Here is an 18,254-nt window from a genome sequence, read left to right as displayed (position 1 = left end):
GCCCCTATCCCTTCGCCCCCTCATCCTCTCGGGCCGCCGGAAGCGCAATCCGCCGTTTTTCCGGCTGACTCTGCCGGCGGTAGAGGATCACCGTATGCCCGATGGCACCCACGGACTGGCACTCCATCTTCTGCTCGATCTCGAGGGCGATCGCTTCCTTCAGACCCTTTTCCTTGAGATCGATGAATTTCACCTTGACCAGTTCATGGGCTTCCAAGGCCTGATCGATCGATTGGGCGACACCCCCGGTCAGGCCCTTCTGTCCGATTAGAACGACCGGTTTCAAACGATGTGCCAAACCGCGCAAATATTTTCGCTGTGAACTGTCGAGTCGATGCATCGAATTCATATACTCCATAGATCGTGTCCGGCTCAAGCGGCCTCAAACGCCACGGGAAACCCTGTCCCGGCGCGGCGCTTCGCGGGTCGAACCCTTCATACCGCCCCGACTCATCCCGCTGGGATGGCCGCTTGCACGCGAAGCCCCGGGCGAAAAAGAAAGGTTCCAAATGAAATTTAACCTATCACCGTTTTCTGTACAAACAAGAACCATCATCGTCGATCTTTTTCACCTGAGGAACGGAATAGGCGAGCCCTTGACGAACCTAATTTCAATAATCAAGTTCATCCTATCACTCAGAATCATAGCCGGAAAACTTCGTCCTTTTAATTCATTTTTTACAATTTATATTAATGACTTAGCAATGATGAATTTTTCGATCTCCTTTGTGCCTTCATAAATCTCGATGATTTTGGCGTCACGGTAAAATCGTTCGATGTCATATTCCCCAAAGTAACCGTACCCACCGTGAATTTGAAGGGCTTCTTGGGCGACATAAACGCAGGTTTCGCCTGCGTACCACTTGGCCATGGAAGTTAGTGCCTGATCTGGCTTTCCTTTGTCCGCGCGGAAAGCGGCTTCATAGACCAAGTTGCGCGCAGCGTGAGTTCTAGTAGCCATCTCTGCTATCTTAAACTGATTCACCTGAAAAGAGCCAAGGCTGTGTCCGAATTGTTTTCGTCCCCTGAGGTGCCGGATCGCGCGGTCAAGCGCCCCCTGGGCGATACCTACACCCTCAGCACCCACGTGAATGCGGGTCAAATTTAAAAACGCCATGAGTTGCTGAAACCCTCGCCCCTCTCTACCGATCAAGTGATCCTTTGGAACTCGAACCTTTTTGAATACCACCTCAGCCGTGTCGGAAGCTCGTATTCCAAGTTTGTGTTGAAGCTTGCTGGACTCGAAACCACGCCTCTCCCTTTCAACAAGTATAATGCTGTGTCGCTGATGTTTGGAAAGATTATCGGGATCAGTTACGCAGAATACGAGGAAATAGCTGCCAACATTCCCGTTCGTGATGAACATTTTGCTCCCTTCGATAATATAGAAATCTCCATCGGAACGTGCTTCGGTTCTTGCCGAGGCAACATCACTCCCCGCATCGGACTCCGTGATGGCTGAACCCATGACCGCTTGCCCGCTCGTGATCGGTTCCAGCCAAGTCTTTTTCTGGGCCTCTTCCCCAAATAGAAGAATCATCTCGGCTCCAAAAGCAGCCGAAACTAGCACCGATCCTAAACCAGGGTCAATCTGCCAGAAAGCCTCACAAATCAAGCATTTTTCAAGGTATCCATAGCCGCTGCCCCCATAAAGCTCTGGTAAATTGACCCCAATAAATCCAAGCCCTGCAGCTTTACGCACCAGTTCCACCGGGTAACGCTCTTCTCGATCGCACGCACGGGCCAGTTCCGGAAACTCTCCTTCGGCAAACTCCATAGCCGCTTGCCGAATATCTTTTTGTTCATTTGTCAGATCGAAATCCATCTGATTCCCCCTTTACATAGTCGGAATCTCAAAAGTCCTACCGGAATGCCTTCGAGAGCAATTATAAATAACACGCTTGATATGCCATCTCTATTCCGTCCTCTCAGAATACTCGAATTTAGCCCAGCACATCTCTTGCACAAACTTCTGTTATCTGGACCACGACCGAATTCTCCTAACAATAATCGAAAGCGCACTTAGAAGCTGCACTATATTCACTTCATGTTTGCCTTAAGACAGGGAAAAGCTTTCTACACTAAAAAACAAATTTCTTCAACCCATTTTATAGATTTTCTCAAACTGGTCTCAATGAACCCTCGCAATATTTCTTCACACTACGATGAATCCATACAAATGAATGAAACGGAACTGTTTATCTTTTGCCTTGCGGAAAAAATTTATAAGCTGATGAAAAATAAATACAAAAACCATAAAAAAACATCCAAAAGTAGAATCAGAAAATAGAATGCCACGGAAGGGGATAACAGCTAAGCGAAGAAATGGAGAGCACCGCCTTCACACGCGCACTAGGCAAAAACGCAAATATCACGAAAAGGGGACGAGCACAAAAAAAAGACCTCTTAGGGGCTCAATCAGAAAACCCAAACCCCACCACTCCAAGCACTGCTTCCAACCGGCCATAAAACCTGTAATATCAGTCCGTAAGAATCTGCGCTAACGTAGAACAAACAAGCGGCAATCGCCCAATCTCATGGGCCATTCCTTTCCTATGGGTATATAATATAAATTATTTTGCATCCCTATTCATAGCTATTCTTTATTATCAAAGGCTTTTCTAAAAAACCTCGAAAATTTTAATCACAGCCTGTTAAGTTTTCCTTGACAAAAAAAAATTTTTGACCAAAATAAACACAAACGTTCGTTTTTATAGATCCATGGCTTTCAAAATCTAGACGGAGGGTGCCAGTATGAAAAGTAAAGGGTTGTGGGCCATTGTGTTTCAGGTGGTTTTTGGACTGGCTTTTGTTTCTCACCTGGGCTTCCCTGATATTGCAAAAGCAGAAGGAAAACCCATTATAATAGGTTGTCCTGTTTCAATGAGTGTTTTCTATGGACCTGATTGTCGCGATGCACAACTGCTTGCAATAAAGGAGATAAATGCCGCGGGAGGGGTAAAAGTTGGCAGTGAAACGCGCCCTCTCAAGCTTGTTGTAGGTGATACGCGCGCAATGGAACCTGGAGTTCCCGTCACAGATGCGCTACTCGCTATAGAACGCCTAATAACAGAGAAAAAAGCTGATTTCCTTATTGGTGGCCCTGTTAGATCTGAAGCCTCCTTCGCAGCACGAGATATGGTTAATAATTACAAAAAAATCTGGATCGTTACAACTGGAACATATTCCCCTCAATTCGGAGACGGCGCAAAATATCCTTTTATATTCAGACTAACTGGCGATGTGTCTTTTGAAATAAAAAATGTACACATGTCAATGCTTAAACATTTTAGAAATACATTCAATTTTAATAAAATATATATAATGGTGCAAGATGTTAAACATGCGAGAGCAGCCGGTTCTGCTGTAGCAAAACTTGCTGCTAATGAAGGATTCGAAATTTTGGGGGAAGATGTTTATCCGACTGGTACAACAGATTTTTCGATGGGGTTGCTCTCAGCTAAGAATAAAGGTGCTAATATCTTGTTTATCTGGATGGATATGCCGGAACTTACGATATTGGCAAAACAATACTATGATTTCAAAATTCCTGCTCTTCCGTTTGGCTATATGGGTCCGGCAGAGCATGTAGGATGGTGGTCCAGTACAGAAAAAAAGGGAGAATACTTCATTGTTGATCTCCTGAACGCCGGTAATGCCCCATCAAATGCAACTCCATGGACCATGAAATTTGTAGAGGCTTTTACAAAGGAATATGGCCGTGAACCCGATGCTTACGGAATATCAACGAGCTATATGGGCGTTTACTTGTTGAAAAATGCTATTGAGCTGGCTGGAACATTAGATGCAGATTTGGTAAGGAAGGCTTTAAAGGAAACTGATTTGCTAGGGGTATATGGTCGGATGCGGTTTAATGAAAATAATGAAATAATTTTTGCGCCGGATTTTAATCCACAGGATGGAGCTGTCAGCACCATCGTACAGTGGCAGAATGGAAAAAGAGTCACTATTTTCCCTGAGACGATTAAGATGGGTGAAATTATGCTTCCTTCGTGGTTTCACAAGAGGCAGTAAAAATGGATCTCATAATTTATGGCTTCATAAATAGCATTACCCTCACCTTAATTGCAATCGGTTTTGCAGTTGCATATGGGGTAAGTCGTGTTCCAAATTTTGCACACGGCGCACTATACATTTTTTCTGCATGCATAACTTGGCTATTAGTACATAACCTTGGTTCCAACTATTTAGTGGCAATTCTGATTGCATTAATAGCAACAATGATTGTCGGTGTCCTTATATTCCAGCTTGTACTGAAAAGGGTCAGGGGAATGCCTTTTTCTGAAGTCATGGCTTCCTTTGCTATAGGAATGGCCATCTTAGAGGTATTCCGATTGGCAGGATTTCGAGGACCCCAATATTCTCTTCCCAAGTTTATTGAAGGAGTCGTCATTATTTACGGCGTTCCGGTCGATTGGCAGCGTATTGTTATCGTTATTACGGGAATAATATTAGTATTTGGTATATGGGCATTTACTCGATTCACTAGGATTGGGCTTGGCCTTAGAGCAATTGCTCAAGATGAGCCTGCGGCCCTTATGCTGGGCATAAATATCGACCATTCTGCAACAATTGCGTTAGGGATTGGCTCCTTATTGGTTGGTATCGCGGCATCTGTCATTATTCCTCTTGGAGCCATAGCTGTCGAGACGGGGTACGAAGTTTTGATTTTTGCCTTGGCAGTGTGCATTGTCGGAGGGCTAGGAAGCTGGTTGGGAGCAGTGATCGCAGCTTTTGTACTTGGCTACGCCCAAATTTTGACCGTCAGATATCTAGCTCCACACTATCAGATGGTAGTAGCAATGGCTGCAATTATTCTGATTCTTATTTTAAAACCCTCAGGACTTTTCGGCACCCAGAAGCAACTAGAGGAGCGTGTATAATGGGGGAAACAATTGAGCGTAAAAAGAGGATTGATCGTGGTGTCAAGGTACGCTCCGATTCAATTTATGCGGTTTCATCCATCCAAGAGCTAGCCTTTCTGGCAGCACCAAGATTAGGTCTCATTTTCGGGCTGCTACTCCTACCAATCCTGGTGCCCGGTCTATACTGGCAAAGAGTGGTATGCCTTTTTGGAATATATGCGTTGTTGGCGGTTGCTCTTGATTTTATGGCCAGCTATACCGGCCTCAATTGCCTTGGCATGGCATTCTTCGTTGGAACTGGTGGATATTTTTCGGGCATGCTCAATGCGGCTTTTAACGTTCCGCTAATGGTTTCTATTCCGGTTGCAACCCTCCTTGGAGCTCTCTTTTGCACTCTTGCCTTTCTTCCGACGCTTCCACTTAGAGGTGTATATTTTGCTGTCATCAGTTTTATGTACCCATTAATGTCTGAAAGGATCATAGCAGCAACCGGAGCCTTCGGCGGAACTGAGGGTATAGCCGGGCTATCGATTCTCCCTAACATCTGGTTCAGTCAGTATTTGATAGTAGTGGTATTGCTTTTCTGCATATTTGCACTTAGGAGGCTGGTGAACGAGGATATTGGATTAGTTTTTAGAGGCCTCAAGGATAATGATCAGACCATCAGGGCATCCGGTATGAATATCACTTATTACAAGGCAATTGTGGTGTTTATAACAGCCCTGATGGGCTGTTTTGCAGGCGCATATCTTTCCCATCTATATGGTTGGGTTGGTCTTTCGTTGCTGGCCATGGATTTTTCTATATTTCCTTTGGCTGCAATGATAATCGGCGGACCCGGTACAATTGCAGGCCCGGTAATTGGGGCAATTATATTGGTTCCAGTTTCCGAGCTGATGAGAGTATTTTCAGGATTGCGCATATTATTCTATTCCATAGTTATTATCTTCTTTATTTTGTTCTGGAGCGAAGGGCTATTAAACTGGGCGCGCAAGAAATATGAGCAATTTGAGTTTTTAGTAAAGGTCTGATACTATGGAAAAACACGATATTTTTCTGAAGGTCTCAGGAGTATCTAAATCGTTCGGTGGTATCCAGGCAGTGAGTGATATTAGCTTCCAAATGCGCAAGGGTGAGATTCTTGGCATTATTGGACCGAATGGATCAGGGAAAACAACCCTGGCAAATTTGATTAGCGGATTTTTAAAAAAGGACTCGGGCGAAGTGCTTTTTGACGGTAAAAATATTAGCAAGTGGTCAGCTCATAAAGTCGCTGCGGCTGGTTTGGCAAGAACTTTTCAGGTTATGAGACCGTTCCATAGCCTTCCCGCATATAAAAATCTCATTCCTACGCTTTATTCCCCAAGGGCCCGGCAAAGTCCAGAGGGGAAGCTTGGTGACAGGGATGCCGTTGCGATTGATCTTTTGGAGGAGGTCGGATTCGAGCGGGATGCCTATGTGCCATATAAATTAGCGGGCTCCTTGCCTCTAGGATATTTAAAACGGCTAGAGCTTGCTAGATGCTTGGCCATGTATCCTAATTTGATTATATGTGACGAGGTTTTTTCGGGTCTGAGTATGGCAGAGATTGTGAGTATGATACCCTTGATAGAACGATTACAGATGGATGGTATGACCTTGATTATGATTGAACATCGACTCAAGGAGCTTTTTCAAGTGGCTGATAGAATACTAGTCCTTAATTTCGGCCGAAAAATCGCAGAGGGTGTTCCTGGTGAAGTTATGGTGGAACCGCAGGTAAGGAAGGCCTATCTTGGTGAAGAATGGGAGGAGTGATGTCTGAGAACTCGGCCCTGCTGCAAATAACTGATCTGATGGTATTCTACGAGAATGCTCTGGCAATCAAAAATTTGAGTCTGAAGTGTAGCCAAGGTTTGATCTCTGGAGCATTTGGATCGAATAGTGCCGGTAAGACCACTTTGATGCTCGCTATCTCAGGGATTATTGCATATTACCAAAAGCAGGAAAAAATGAAGGGTGGTGAGAGGATCACATGGCACGGAGAAATATCATTTGACGGTGACCAGATTATAAATCTGGAACCAAGCAAGAGAGCAAAACTGGGGATTATTTTATGCCCAGAAAGAAGGAGGATATTTGCTGAAAGCAGCACGCTGGAAAACCTTAAGATAGGCGGCTACCAAGCAACTAAAAAGCAATCTAAAAAAACCATGCATTATGTCTTTAATATATTTCCTGAATTGGACAGACTCAAAAACAGAGGCGGAGGCTTTTTGAGCGGCGGGGAGCAACAAATGCTTGCAATCGGTCGTGCGCTTATGGCTCAACCTAGGCTCCTGCTTCTTGATGAGCCTTTACTTGGACTTGCTCCACTTGTGGAAAAGAGACTCGCCAAGGCCGTTAAAGAGATCAATGAAGAACTAGGACTGACGATGCTGATTTCTGAGCAGTACGCAAAACCGATAGTCCCAGTTGTTGATTATTGTTATGTTCTGGAAAACGGTGGCATCATCTTTGAAGGTACGAAAGATGATTTCAAAAAAAATCCAGATGTAATGGATGCGTATTTTGGCGGGATGTAAAATTCATTTCGGAAAAATTAGGGGCCAATATGAGGGGCGTTCAATCAGTAGACGAAGAGGTCATTACCAGTTTAGAAAGACTGGTTAAAAACCAACCAAGAAGCACGGCTCTTGTTTATCTCGGTGAAAAGTTCAGTTATTCAGATTTGCAGGAACTGATCTATCGGTTCGCCGCGGCCCTTCATTCGTTAGGTGTAAGGGATAACGATAAAGTAATGCTCTATCTGGGCAACTCAATTCAATGGGTAATAGCGTATTATGCAATCCAAAAAATTGGCGGGGTGGTCGTACCAACCTCGCCAATTTACACACCGTACGAGATATCCTACCAGCTCAATCATTCTGAGGCTCAAACTATCATCTGCCAAGATACGAACTTTGGATATGTATCAAAAGTTTTCGAAGGAACCCCCTTAAAAAGAGTCATCGTCACTAATCTCGGAGATATGCTCCCATGGTGGAAGCGATTACCCGGAAGACTTTTCGACCGAATTCCTCATGGAACCGTTATTAAAACTCATCAGATCTATTTTTTTAAAGATTTGCTTAATAAGTACTCTCCTAGAGTCCCAAAAGTACCAATTGACCCTAAAAGTCATTTAGCATATATTTTGTATACCGGTGGAACGACTGGGCGACCTAAAGGTGTCCCGGGAACTCATAGTGGTATGGTATCCTTTATCAAAGATATGTATAATGTCACTGATAATTATGTCTCCGAAGGTAGCGATGTTTTTATTTTAGTAAATCCCCTTTTCCATATTATGGCCCAAATGATGTTTGCTGGCATCGCAATAACAATAGGAAATCCCACTGTTATAATGCCTTCGCCTGTAGTTGATGCAATTTTAAAAGCTATCGAAAGATATCATGGAACTTTGTTTCTTGGGGCACCTGCTCTTTACAGAATGATATTAGAGAATGATCGATTAGGTATGTATAATCTTTCATCCTTAAAGTATATGTGGAGCGGCGGTGATGTGTTGCCGGAAGAGGTTTTTAAACGCTTTAAAGCATTAACAGGGTATCCGATTTACCAGGTGTATGGATCAACGGAAACCGGCGGACTTTCTTTAACTGATATGGACAAGGAGCCCACTGCCAGGAGTTTAGGTAGACCATTTCCTTCACGAGAAGTGTTAATAGTAGAGGAAGATACACTAGAACCTGTATCTACAGGCGATACCGGAGAACTGCTTGTCAGCTCTCCTTTTCTTATGGACTATTGGATGAACCCCTTGGAGACTGATCAAGCATTTGTTACGTTAAATGGAAAAAAATGGTATAGGATGGCTGATTATGTGCAGATGGATAAGGATGGTGGATTATTCTATGTTGATCGAAAGGCGGATTTCATTAAGCACAAGGGTTACAGAGTTTCAGCATCTGAGATTGAGGCTGTTTTACTAGATCATGATGCTGTTATTGGCGCATGCGTTATAGGCGTACCTGACAAGAAAGTCGGCGAACGTATTAAAGCTATCGTTGTCACTAAAGAAGATATTAGAGGTGTCGGTGCTAATGACCTTATCAAGTGGTGCCGTGAAAGACTTGCTTCATATAAAATTCCCCAATTTATCGAATTTAGAGATATGCTTCCTAAATCAAAAGTTGGCAAATTGCTAAGGCGCGAAGTAAGGGAAGAAGAGCGCAGACGACAAGGAAAAAGGAAAGACTGATTGAATATATATTGCTTTTTAAGAAAGACAATTTTAATTAAAACTGATATTTTGTGATTTTTTTGTGGCATTGGAGGGGATTTTGTACAGAAATATTATTCTGCAAAAAGCTGATTCAATCGCAACCATTATTCTCAATAGACCGGAAGCGATGAATGCTATGAATTTGGAAATGTTTGAAGAATTAGAATCCGCTCAAAAAGATATCGTGATGGATAAGGATGTGCGCGCAGTTGTTATAACCGGTAAAGGAAAAGCCTTTTCTTCAGGTGCCGATTTTGAACTAGTATCCTATCTTTTGACCCTGACTTCTGAGCGGTTTAAAGAAACACTTCGATACCTGCAGCGTGTTGTAACGATGGTTGAAGAAATGGATAAACCTGTTATCGCTGCTATTAATGGATATGCGCTTGGCGGGGGACTTGATCTTGCGTTGGCGTGTGATCTGCGGTTAGCCGTGTCACACGCGAAATTGAGCGAACACTACGTCAAGGTTGGGATTATTCCCGATCTTGGTGGGACACAACGCCTGCCGCGTTTGATCGGTTTGAGTAAAGCTAAGGAGATGATTTTCTTTGGTGATATGGTAGACGCTGAATATGCTGAGCGAATCGGGCTTGTTGACAGAGTTTTATCTGAAGATGATTTTGTGGCTAAGACTTACTCAACAGCTGCACGACTCGCCTCAGGACCAAGTGTTGCAATCGGTCTTGCGAAAAAGGCTCTGCATGCGGGATATGAGGCTGTAAGGTCAGGACTTGAACACGAGGTTCATGGACAAGAAATTTGCATGCGGACTGCTGATGTAAAAGAAGGTATATCTGCATTTCACGCAAAAAGGGGGCCTATCTTTTCAGGAAAATAACGGTTTTCCCTGCCGTTATCTACATTTCGCAAAGTTAAATGCTCCCGTTTAAAGATGTAAAAATTTCGACAAGTCATCTTTTATGACTTTCAAGAAAATTTCTATTTCTGATTGTTTTTTGAAATTTATAAATTTATTTTGACACTCTTTCATAAAGATTACCATTTTTTGCTGCTTTGTAAAAACGAGTAAAACTAATAGTCGAGGATTTCTAATATGGAATTTCATGAATTAGTACAGATGAGGAGAAGTTCTCGTGCATTCATAAACTGCAGCCTTTCCTTTAGTCTTATTAATGAAATTCTTGATTGCGGTCGATGGGCGCCAAGCCCGCTTAACCTTCAACCTTGGGAATTTATTATCATCGATGATTTCGCAATTAAAAGCCGCATCCGTGAAATAGCTGAAGAGGCTAAAGCAGAGGTCATCAGGAAAGGCGGTCCTGCATGGGCCGGAAAATATGAGACAGGTTTTCTTGAAGATGCAGCGGTAATTGTTGTTGTTATTGTGAATCCAGAACGCGGCGGATTAGGGAGTTTTTTTGGCCAAGAGTTCGGGGCAATACAAGCTGCCTCTGCATGCATTCAGAATATATTGCTCGCTTGTGCTGAAAAGGGCCTTGGAGCGCTTTGGTTCACCTTTTTCAGGCCCGATTCTTTGCGAGATATTTTAAATATCCCAGCCAAATTTATTATAGCAGGTGCACTTCCTATTGGGAAAACTGCTGGCGAAATTAGGAGGGTTCCTCGGAGAGTTCCTAAAATCTATGCAAATAGATTTGGAAGCAGTAATTTCTCAGCATAGCGCCTCTCTTTTATTGGTATCCGTTCATAGGGGTGCATTTTCCCCTGTCGTCCGCGGCTCAATTTTGCTAGGGTGCTTTCCCAGGAGGGAACAGCACCTTTGCAGAGACCCTGTATCAAATTCGTGGACACCAGATCAGAGAGGAAGATCTCTCGTTTTTCCGCGATACCATCTCCCGGCATTGGGTAGGCGGTCGAACCGCCATTTCTTTAGTGCTGTGTGAGCACTGGGACTGGCGGCAGCCGAACGGGCAACTCAAAAGGATGGCCTGCCGTGCGCTGCTGCTCAAGCTCGAAGGAAAAAAGCTCGTGAACCTCCCTCCGCCTTTGTCCACAACGAATCATTGGAAGCCCCGTAAGGCTGTTCGACGCAGCTATAGCTACGATGCCTCGGAGATTCACTGAACGGTCTCCGAGTTTGGCTCTTTGAAAATCGAGATGGTCGGGCGCACCCCGGATGAAGGCCTGTGGGATCACCTGGTCGACAAGTACCATTACCTGGGGCGCCCCCGAATCGTCGGTGCATACTTGAAGTACCAGGCCTGCCTGGATGGACACCTGGTGGCTTGCCTCGGCTGGGGCTCAGCGGCCTGGAAGGTGGAGTGCCGCGACCGGTTCATCGGTTGGCAGCCCCGTACCAGGGAAGCGAACCTCTACAAGATCGTCAATAACGTCCGGTTCCTGATTCTGAACTGGGTTTCGGTGGAGCACTTGGCCTCGAAGCTCCTGAGCGCCAACATCCGGATGCTCCCCGCGGACTGGCAGGCGTTTTACCGCCATCCCGTTGCTCTGCTCGAAACCTTCGTTGACATCACCCGGTTCCAGGGCACCTGCTACCGGGCAGCCAACTGGCTCTATACAGGACTGACCAAGGGGCGTGGAGGCTACGACCGCTATAACCGCTGCATGGAACCGGTCAAGGCGGTCTACCTCTACCCGCTTGGCAAGCGTTTCCGGGAGGCGCTCCATGGCTGAAACGCCTCTTTTTCCCGAAGGAATCGCCTTAACCGAAGAGGGGCTGCAGGATGTGCCGCGCTCCGTGCTCATCCAGATCATCCTCGCTCTTGTGGAGGAAAACCGCGAGCTCAGAAAACGGATCGAACAACTCGAAGCGCGTCTGAATAAGGATTCCTCCAACTCGAATCAGCCGCCGTCCTCGGAATCCCCCTTCAAAAAGAAAAAATCCGGGAAGAAAAATAAAGGCACCGATCGACGGAAACTGAGCCATCCGGGGCACCGGCAGGAGATGCTCGCGCCGAAGGAAACCCGAGTCATCCCTCCGGAAATCTGCACCTGCGGCAACCGCGAGTTCCCCGAAACGGAGCCGAATTATACGCACCAAGTAATCGAACTGCCGCCGATTGAACTCGAGGTTATCCACTTCGAGCTAGACCGAGGCAGATGCCCGGTCTGCGGCAAGATGTAAAAGGCCACCGTCCCCGAAGAACATCGGAGAGGCTGCGGTTCCAGGCTTTCAGCCATGATCGCCGAGATGTCAGGTACCGGAGGCTGACAGCCGATCAACGATTCAAATCTTCTGCGCTTCGGTGCTTCGATTCCGTATCAGCCTGAGCGCCGTCCAGAAGATCATCGATCGGGCTTGTGCCGCGATCTAACCCCACTACGAAATGATCGGCCAGGCAGCCGGACAGGCCCCCGTCAACCACATCGACGAGACCAGCCACCGCCTCAACGTTCTCCTGCAATGGCTGTGGGTCATGGCGGGGCCGGCAGTGGCTTTCTTCATGATCCATTCCAACCGCTCGAAGGAAGCCTTCGAAGCATTCATCAAGGACTGGGCCGGTACTCCAGTTTCTGCGAGACCTCGCAGCCGATCTCCTTGAGGGGCTTGCCCGTTTGCGGGCAGCACTTCTCTTCTTCAGGGATATCCAGAACGATCTCGACCCTTTTGAGGTGCTCGGGGATGGGCAGGCGGCCCGGGTGGTTGTGCTTGGAGGCCTTCGGCTTGCGCGGTGCGGTGCTCGGGGGAACCTCAGCCAGAGGTTCGATGGTCGCGGGCTGTCCAGCGGTCTCCATCAGCAGGGAGCCGAACATCAGCTGATCGGGGTGCATCTTCTCCGAGCGGCGCCCATAGACCCGGCGCAGAAGCTGTTCGACCTGGTTCTGGAGCGTGCGCAGGGACAGATCCCTAGAACGGAGCTGTTTGGTCAGTTTCTGGATCTGGAGGTCCTTTTCTTGGATGAGCGCGATGGCTTCGTGGAGGCTCGATACCATGCAGCGATATTTAAAATAAAAAAACGCATTTTCAGATAATTATCTTTGTGTAATATAACGTTTGTTGACTTTTTTCGGCACCACGCCCTCCAGCAGAAGCATCAGTTGCCGGCGGTCGATCCGCCCGTTGGCGGCGCACGCATCCGGAGGCCGGAAGAAGCCCTGTTCAAGGCTCTTCATCCAGATGGCCAGGCCCTCTCCCTCGAAGTACAGGATCTTGACCATGTTGCGGCGGCGGTTGCAGAAGACAAAAAGGGAACCGGAAAGCGGATCGGCCCGAAGTTCTGAGCGGATGAGGCCGCAAAGCCCGTCGAAGGACCGGCGCATATCGCAGGGTGAACGGTAGAGATAGATGTGGGTAATGGCGCTCAGGGGCAAGCACGGAAGGTTCTCCGCTCTGCAAACGGTCTGGATCACGGAAAGGAGCGTCGGGGGATGGAATCCCTCGCTCACTTCAATCCAGATCTGGTCCGTTATGCGGATGCGGATGGGACTTGCGGGCTCATTGGCTGAAGGAACCAGCTCAATGAATCCGCTGGCAGGAAGCTGGCTGCGGGCTTCCTTTCGAAGACGTTGGTTCCATTTATAGAACTGGTGGAGACTGAGCTTCTGCTCGGCGCGGAATGCCTTGATGCTCAAGCCACTGGCAGCCTGCGCCCTGATCAGGTGGTCCAATACAAAACTCGATCTGCTCTCATTTGTCTTTGCCTCTCTTCCATGGGCCTGTCCTCCCGACGGCATATGCGCCACCTTGAAGAGAGAGCATATCTGCATGTGAGGAAGCGAACAACGTGGTTTGGTCTGACGGTTACTCCGTTGTCGCACTCAGGGTGGTGGTCAGAATCAACGCAGAGGACCTCATAGTGTCCCCTCGCAAGCCCTCAGTAAAAAGGAACGCCAGGAAGTGCTCGAGATTGCCAATAGCAAACCTTTTCGCGATTTGTCGCCGAAACAGATTATTCCCAAACTCGCTGATGCGGGTGTTTATGTGGCCTCCGAATCAAGTTTTTTAGAATACTGCGGGAAAACCGAATGCTCGCCCATGAAAGTCGCGCAACGGCATCTGTCTCAAGCCGGCCTAAAGAGCATGTGGCTACTGGACCAGACCTGGTATGGTCTTGGGATATCTCCTATATGCGTTTGGCCGTGCGCGGCATGTTTTTCCTTCTGTACATGATCGTCGACGTGTGGAGCCGCATAATTATCGCCGCCACCGTGTTCGAGGAAGAGTCCATGGACCACGGTGCAAGGCTCTTTATCGCTGCTTGTGCCAGTCATCATGTGGACCCTGAAGGCCCGATGCTTCACTCCCACAACGGCGGCCCCATGAAAGGATCCTCCATCCTGGCTACTCTGCAAAAGCCGGGGGTTGTCCCTTCCTTCTCAAGGCCAAACGTCCGCGATGACAACCCGTATTCTAAAGCCCTTTTCGGGACCATGAAGTATCGGCCCGAGTATCCATCTCGACCTTTTGCTAAAATCCAGGAGGTGCAAACCTGGGTCGACGCTTTCGTCACCTGGCACAATAGTGAGCAACTACACAGATCCATCAAGTTCGTTACCCCTGATGATAGTCATTATGACCGGGAGCCACAGATCCTGGCTAAAAGGCACGCACTCTACCAGGCTGCACTCCAGCGCTGTCCAAATCGCTGGTCAGTTCCAACCCGCGACTGGCAACCGTTCCAAGTTGTAAGGCTCAACCCGCGCAAAAATACTGAAGGCCAACATGAATTATTAGCCGCCGCCTAAAGACGGCTCAGGTCACAACAACCTTGAGACCCACCGGTACTGATTTTGCCTAGCAACAGCATGACTTGATGAGCCGATTCCGTTAGTCATGCGGGTTCGGGTGTGTTTGAATCCCAGGTTGGAAACGCCCTGCGAACGCCCGGCCGGCGAAAATGGTATCCCTATCATTCTATTCGGACAAGCTTTATCGATGGTAAGTCCATTCCGGAGGTAATTTCTGATGACATCTTTAGACAGAGATTCCAGAGGCTCGGATTTACAGGATTTCGAGTCCGCAACAGAAATGAATTTGTTAAAAGAAAAATTCCAGAACATATTTGAAAACGCATTGGGTGCTCTCTTTGTTGTCAACAAAGAAGGAATTGTTGAATACGCTAATAAGAAATATCTGGAAATATTTAGGGTCACCAAGGAAGAAGTTATAGGGAAGAAAGTGCCCCAAGATTGTAGACATGGTTTTGATTATGTTTTGCAGACCGGTGAATCAATTATTGGTCAAATTTATAGATCTTCAAAGCGATTGACAATAATTAATAAGATTGCAATCAAAGAAAACCAAAAGATTATTGGGGCAGTGGGTATCGCTCTCTTCGATAAACTGGAAGAACTGGAAAAATTGAAAAAAAAGATTTTCGATCTTGAAGAAAAAGTAGGCCAGTATAAAAGAAGATTAGATAACGCTTTTTCTTCTAAGTACACATTTAAAGATATCATCGGAGATAGCAGAGTTTTGCATGATGCAAAAAACCTTTCTGTAAAAGCCGCGAATACATCATTGCCTGTTTTAATTGTGGGGGAAAGCGGAACGGGCAAGGAGCTTTTTGCACACAGTATCCACCACAAAAGCGCCAGACTGAATGAGAATTTTGTTCGGGTGAATTGTGCTGCTATTCCAAAAGACTTATTCGAGGCGGAATTATTTGGTTACGAACCGGGGGCGTTTACAGGTGCGCTGAGGGACGGAAAACTTGGAAAATTTGAGTTGGCTCATAACGGGACCATATTTCTTGACGAGATATGCGAGATGCCTTTGGAAATGCAGTCCAAGCTATTGCGGGTGATCCAAGAGAAAGAGGTGGAGCGTGTTGGTGGAAAAGAATCGAAAAACATTGATTTTAGGCTAATCGCAGCTACAAACAGAGATATAAACAGCATGGTTGATGAGGGCAAAATGCGAGAGGACCTTTATTATCGTTTAAACGTTATAAAAATTTTTATAGCTCCGTTACGGGAAAGAAAGGAAGATATTCCTATGTATGTAGACTATTTTCTTAACAAAATATCAGAGAAACAGTGTGTGAAAAAACGAGCGATAAGCAGGTGTGCGGTGAATAAACTTATGGCCTACGATTGGCCGGGAAACGTACGTGAACTGAAAAATATTATAGAGCTTGCCGCCATATCTGTTAAGGAATCCGATGTTATCAAGGCGAATGATCTTCCCGAGTTTCAGCAAAGTAATTTTAGCAAAGTTCCTATTGACAAAAATTTTCTTCGGAACGTGTGTCGAGAAGCAGAGCGTAGAGCTATTGAAGAACTTTTGATAAAGACAGACTACAGCGTGTCTAAAGCAGCAGATATGATTGGAATTCACCGGACTGGGCTTTATAGAAAGATAAAAACATATAAGATTAATTTTGAAAAACGGTCTAATGATGAATAAAAAATCAATGTTATTGACTTAAAAGAGTGCTGCTCATGTTTTTCTCTCCTAATCAGATAACCGACGATTTAGGAGACAGCATATTTTGGTTAAATGGATATTAGCATGTGAACATGGTCGCCTCGCAGATATCCTCCGTGGATTTTGCTCTCCTTGTGCAATGCCAATTCACGCAGCACATCTCCCAAATGTTCCCACAACTCCCCGTAAAGATTTTTTTTGGTACTTCAGAATTCAAACCAGGTGATACTTGCAATCCCATGCCGTATGGTTTAAGATTTGAACATTGTTCATCGAGAGCCTTTTTGAAAGTGATCTTTGAGCGGTTCAGAATCGGGGAGGCTTTCGTATATTTTCGGAATTGTCAAACTTTGTGTGTCTCCCCGGCAAAGCCGGGGTTTACTCGGATTACTTACTGGTTTTTACTAAGAGATTCAATGAATTCAGAAAAATATCGGTCCTTTAATTTCCAATCTGGGCCGAAATGCTTGTTAAGATACGATTCGAATTTGTCGAATAGCTTTCTCCATGCTTGCTTCCCTCCTCCAAGAACAATATCTTCAAGAAATTCTTTCAAATTCGGCAGCATTTCCTTCGGAAGAAAGGTGACCGCACCAAGCTTCATGGATTTTTTTAGTGCTTCAGGTGTAATAGCATGAGCGGTGAGCATTACTGTAGGAAAACCTCTTTTGACCGCAGCCTTCAAAAGTTCGAAGCCATTTACCCCCATGATATCAAGAACTACTACATCATATGTGTAACTTAAAATATACTGAATCCCGCTGTCAAAATCACTCGCCTGATGTACAATGCAATCACTTAAAATCTCCGTGACAGTATCAACTACATCTTGCTCGTCATCCACAACTAGAATTAATTTTCCTTTTAGTATATCACTGTCCATAGTTGTACCCCATTAAGCAAAGAGTGATTTTAAATTTACTCCGCGATTAAATTCTTGCAAAACCACCTCGTTTGTAATAAAAACCTGGATCCGTGAGACTCCAGTAAACAGTCGCCCGGTTCCAGACTCATAAGCCTAATATTAGTCTGCCCGCCGGTAGATGTGAGTGTTCTGAACCTTCTACACTCACTATTCGAGTCCTTCTTTGATGCTCTTTGCTTAGCAATTATGTTTTATGGAATTTTTTAGGCATAATTCACCCTAAGATAACCTATCTTGGTTGATGAAACTTCCTGGTTTGCTGATCTAGCCGCATGCCAGGCGGTTGTACACAGCCCCGAAGGCTTCAAAAGCCGAGACAATGTCGCCTGAAGACGATTTTTAAACGCTGGCCGGTTCTGACCAAGCGTGCCGCCAGATACATCTGTTCCTGAATGACCGTTTTGATGCGGCGCCTTTTGGCCGGATGGCGTAAGGGCGACCGGTCTCCGACGAGGCCCAACTGCCCGATGAAACGCAGGATGTTGTAGGCCAGACCGGCCATAGTCAAGATCAGGGCATTGGTGGCGAACTTGCCCGATGGCAAGGCGCTCCATGTCCATGTCGGATTTGATCTCACTGTGGAACTGCTCGCTGGTGGCGTGCTCCACCAAAGGCCGCAGACCCACGGCAACATCATCCAGGCGTTGGCGTAACGTTTCAGCCGAAGGTACTTTACGAATACCCAGGGACTGCTTGAAATAGGTGTCGTCTTTCTTATTGGTTACGGCTTCATAATCGCTTTGACCAAGAGAGAGCATGCCGACATAGCTGCGCACGACGTCGTCCAGTCCGATTCCGCTGACGCCTTTGGCAAGAGGAAATGCCTTCCGTGCTTTGCCTGGCAGGTCGCTGTAATAGTTG

17 protein-coding genes and 3 pseudogenes are annotated in these 18,254 nt (G+C 46.2%); 13 read left to right on the top strand and 7 right to left on the bottom strand.

Features of this window, described 5'->3' with window-relative positions:
- Positions 1-4: 4 nt before the first annotated feature.
- Both H567_RS0113590 and H567_RS0113585 read right to left on the bottom strand, forming a co-directional pair.
- Positions 5-340: a YhbY family RNA-binding protein gene (locus tag H567_RS0113590; RefSeq protein WP_028321821.1), complete on the bottom strand. Its 336-nt coding sequence runs from the start codon at positions 338-340 to the stop codon at positions 5-7.
- 345 nt (positions 341-685) lie between these two features.
- Positions 686-1,825, bottom strand: a complete 1,140-nt coding sequence (locus H567_RS0113585; RefSeq protein ID WP_028321820.1) for an acyl-CoA dehydrogenase family protein — start codon at positions 1,823-1,825, stop codon at positions 686-688.
- 929 nt (positions 1,826-2,754) lie between these two features.
- On the opposite strand from H567_RS0113585, the gene H567_RS0113575 reads away from it, so the two are divergent.
- The 11 genes and pseudogenes from H567_RS0113575 to H567_RS30110 all read left to right on the top strand — a co-directional run bounded on the left by H567_RS0113575 (position 2,755) and on the right by H567_RS30110 (position 12,641).
- Positions 2,755-4,035, top strand: coding sequence for an ABC transporter substrate-binding protein (locus H567_RS0113575; protein WP_028321819.1), 1,281 nt, complete (start codon positions 2,755-2,757; stop codon positions 4,033-4,035).
- Between the two features lie 2 nt (positions 4,036-4,037).
- A complete protein-coding gene (locus H567_RS0113570) occupies positions 4,038-4,904 on the top strand; it encodes a branched-chain amino acid ABC transporter permease (protein WP_028321818.1) in 867 nt (288 codons plus the stop codon).
- A complete protein-coding gene (locus H567_RS0113565) occupies positions 4,904-5,917 on the top strand; it encodes a branched-chain amino acid ABC transporter permease (protein ID WP_028321817.1) in 1,014 nt (337 codons plus the stop codon). Before H567_RS0113570 ends, H567_RS0113565 begins: the two co-directional genes overlap by 1 nt.
- Positions 5,918-5,921: 4 nt before the next feature.
- Entirely contained in the window at positions 5,922-6,683 is a 762-nt protein-coding gene (locus tag H567_RS0113560) for an ABC transporter ATP-binding protein (protein WP_028321816.1), read from the top strand.
- Entirely contained in the window at positions 6,683-7,450 is a 768-nt protein-coding gene (locus tag H567_RS0113555; RefSeq protein ID WP_208598383.1) for an ABC transporter ATP-binding protein, read from the top strand. The genes H567_RS0113560 and H567_RS0113555 overlap by 1 nt, the downstream gene beginning before the upstream one ends.
- 29 nt (positions 7,451-7,479) lie before the next feature.
- Positions 7,480-9,129, top strand: coding sequence for a class I adenylate-forming enzyme family protein (locus H567_RS0113550; RefSeq protein ID WP_035254495.1), 1,650 nt, complete (start codon positions 7,480-7,482; stop codon positions 9,127-9,129).
- Positions 9,130-9,211: 82 nt separating this feature from the next.
- The gene (locus H567_RS0113545) at positions 9,212-9,994 is read left to right on the top strand and encodes an enoyl-CoA hydratase/isomerase family protein (protein ID WP_051184854.1); all 783 of its coding nucleotides are present in this window, start codon (positions 9,212-9,214) and stop codon (positions 9,992-9,994) included.
- Positions 9,995-10,210: 216 nt separating this feature from the next.
- Positions 10,211-10,798: a nitroreductase family protein gene (locus H567_RS24935; protein ID WP_035254494.1), complete on the top strand. Its 588-nt coding sequence runs from the start codon at positions 10,211-10,213 to the stop codon at positions 10,796-10,798.
- Positions 10,799-11,217: 419 nt separating this feature from the next.
- A pseudogene (locus tag H567_RS27290) lies at positions 11,218-11,772 on the top strand (Druantia anti-phage system protein DruA); the annotation flags it as partial.
- Positions 11,765-12,223 carry a DUF6444 domain-containing protein gene (locus H567_RS27285; protein ID WP_028321811.1) on the top strand — a complete coding sequence of 153 codons (459 nt, stop codon included), beginning with the start codon at positions 11,765-11,767 and terminating at the stop codon, positions 12,221-12,223. The pseudogene H567_RS27290 and the gene H567_RS27285, both read left to right, overlap by 8 nt.
- Positions 12,224-12,425: 202 nt before the next feature.
- Entirely contained in the window at positions 12,426-12,641 is a 216-nt protein-coding gene (locus H567_RS30110) for an IS66 family transposase (protein WP_084517297.1), read from the top strand.
- Here the strand turns inward: H567_RS30110 and H567_RS0113520 are convergent.
- Positions 12,586-13,032 carry an IS66 family transposase gene (locus H567_RS0113520; protein WP_028321809.1) on the bottom strand — a complete coding sequence of 149 codons (447 nt, stop codon included), beginning with the start codon at positions 13,030-13,032 and terminating at the stop codon, positions 12,586-12,588. The two genes, H567_RS30110 and H567_RS0113520, sit on opposite strands and share 56 nt — an antisense overlap.
- 39 nt (positions 13,033-13,071) lie before the next feature.
- The gene (gene tnpB, locus H567_RS27275) at positions 13,072-13,707 is read right to left on the bottom strand and encodes an IS66 family insertion sequence element accessory protein TnpB (protein WP_051184850.1); all 636 of its coding nucleotides are present in this window, start codon (positions 13,705-13,707) and stop codon (positions 13,072-13,074) included.
- 357 nt (positions 13,708-14,064) lie between these two features.
- Between tnpB and H567_RS24920 the strand changes: the two genes are divergently transcribed.
- Both H567_RS24920 and H567_RS0113505 read left to right on the top strand, forming a co-directional pair.
- Complete coding sequence (locus H567_RS24920) at positions 14,065-14,784, top strand: DDE-type integrase/transposase/recombinase (RefSeq protein WP_084517293.1); 720 nt, start codon at positions 14,065-14,067, stop codon at positions 14,782-14,784.
- 220 nt (positions 14,785-15,004) lie between these two features.
- Positions 15,005-16,447, top strand: a complete 1,443-nt coding sequence (locus H567_RS0113505; RefSeq protein ID WP_035254492.1) for a sigma-54 interaction domain-containing protein — start codon at positions 15,005-15,007, stop codon at positions 16,445-16,447.
- A 92-nt stretch (positions 16,448-16,539) separates the two neighbouring features.
- On the opposite strand, the pseudogene H567_RS28600 reads toward H567_RS0113505, so the two are convergent.
- The 3 genes and pseudogenes from H567_RS28600 to H567_RS29610 all read right to left on the bottom strand — a co-directional run.
- Positions 16,540-16,681 (bottom strand): annotated as a pseudogene (locus H567_RS28600) (transposase); the annotation flags it as partial.
- 178 nt (positions 16,682-16,859) lie between these two features.
- Positions 16,860-17,351, bottom strand: a complete 492-nt coding sequence (locus tag H567_RS0113500) for a response regulator (RefSeq protein WP_028321806.1) — start codon at positions 17,349-17,351, stop codon at positions 16,860-16,862.
- Positions 17,352-17,657: 306 nt separating this feature from the next.
- Positions 17,658-17,998: pseudogene (locus tag H567_RS29610) on the bottom strand (IS1380 family transposase); the annotation flags it as partial.
- Positions 17,999-18,254: the final 256 nt, after the last annotated feature.

Source organism: Desulfatiglans anilini DSM 4660, assembly GCF_000422285.1.
GTDB classification, from domain to species: Bacteria; Desulfobacterota; DSM-4660; order Desulfatiglandales; family Desulfatiglandaceae; genus Desulfatiglans; species Desulfatiglans anilini.
Note: the sequence above shows the minus strand (reverse complement) of the source record. Positions and strands in the feature narration are given on the sequence as shown.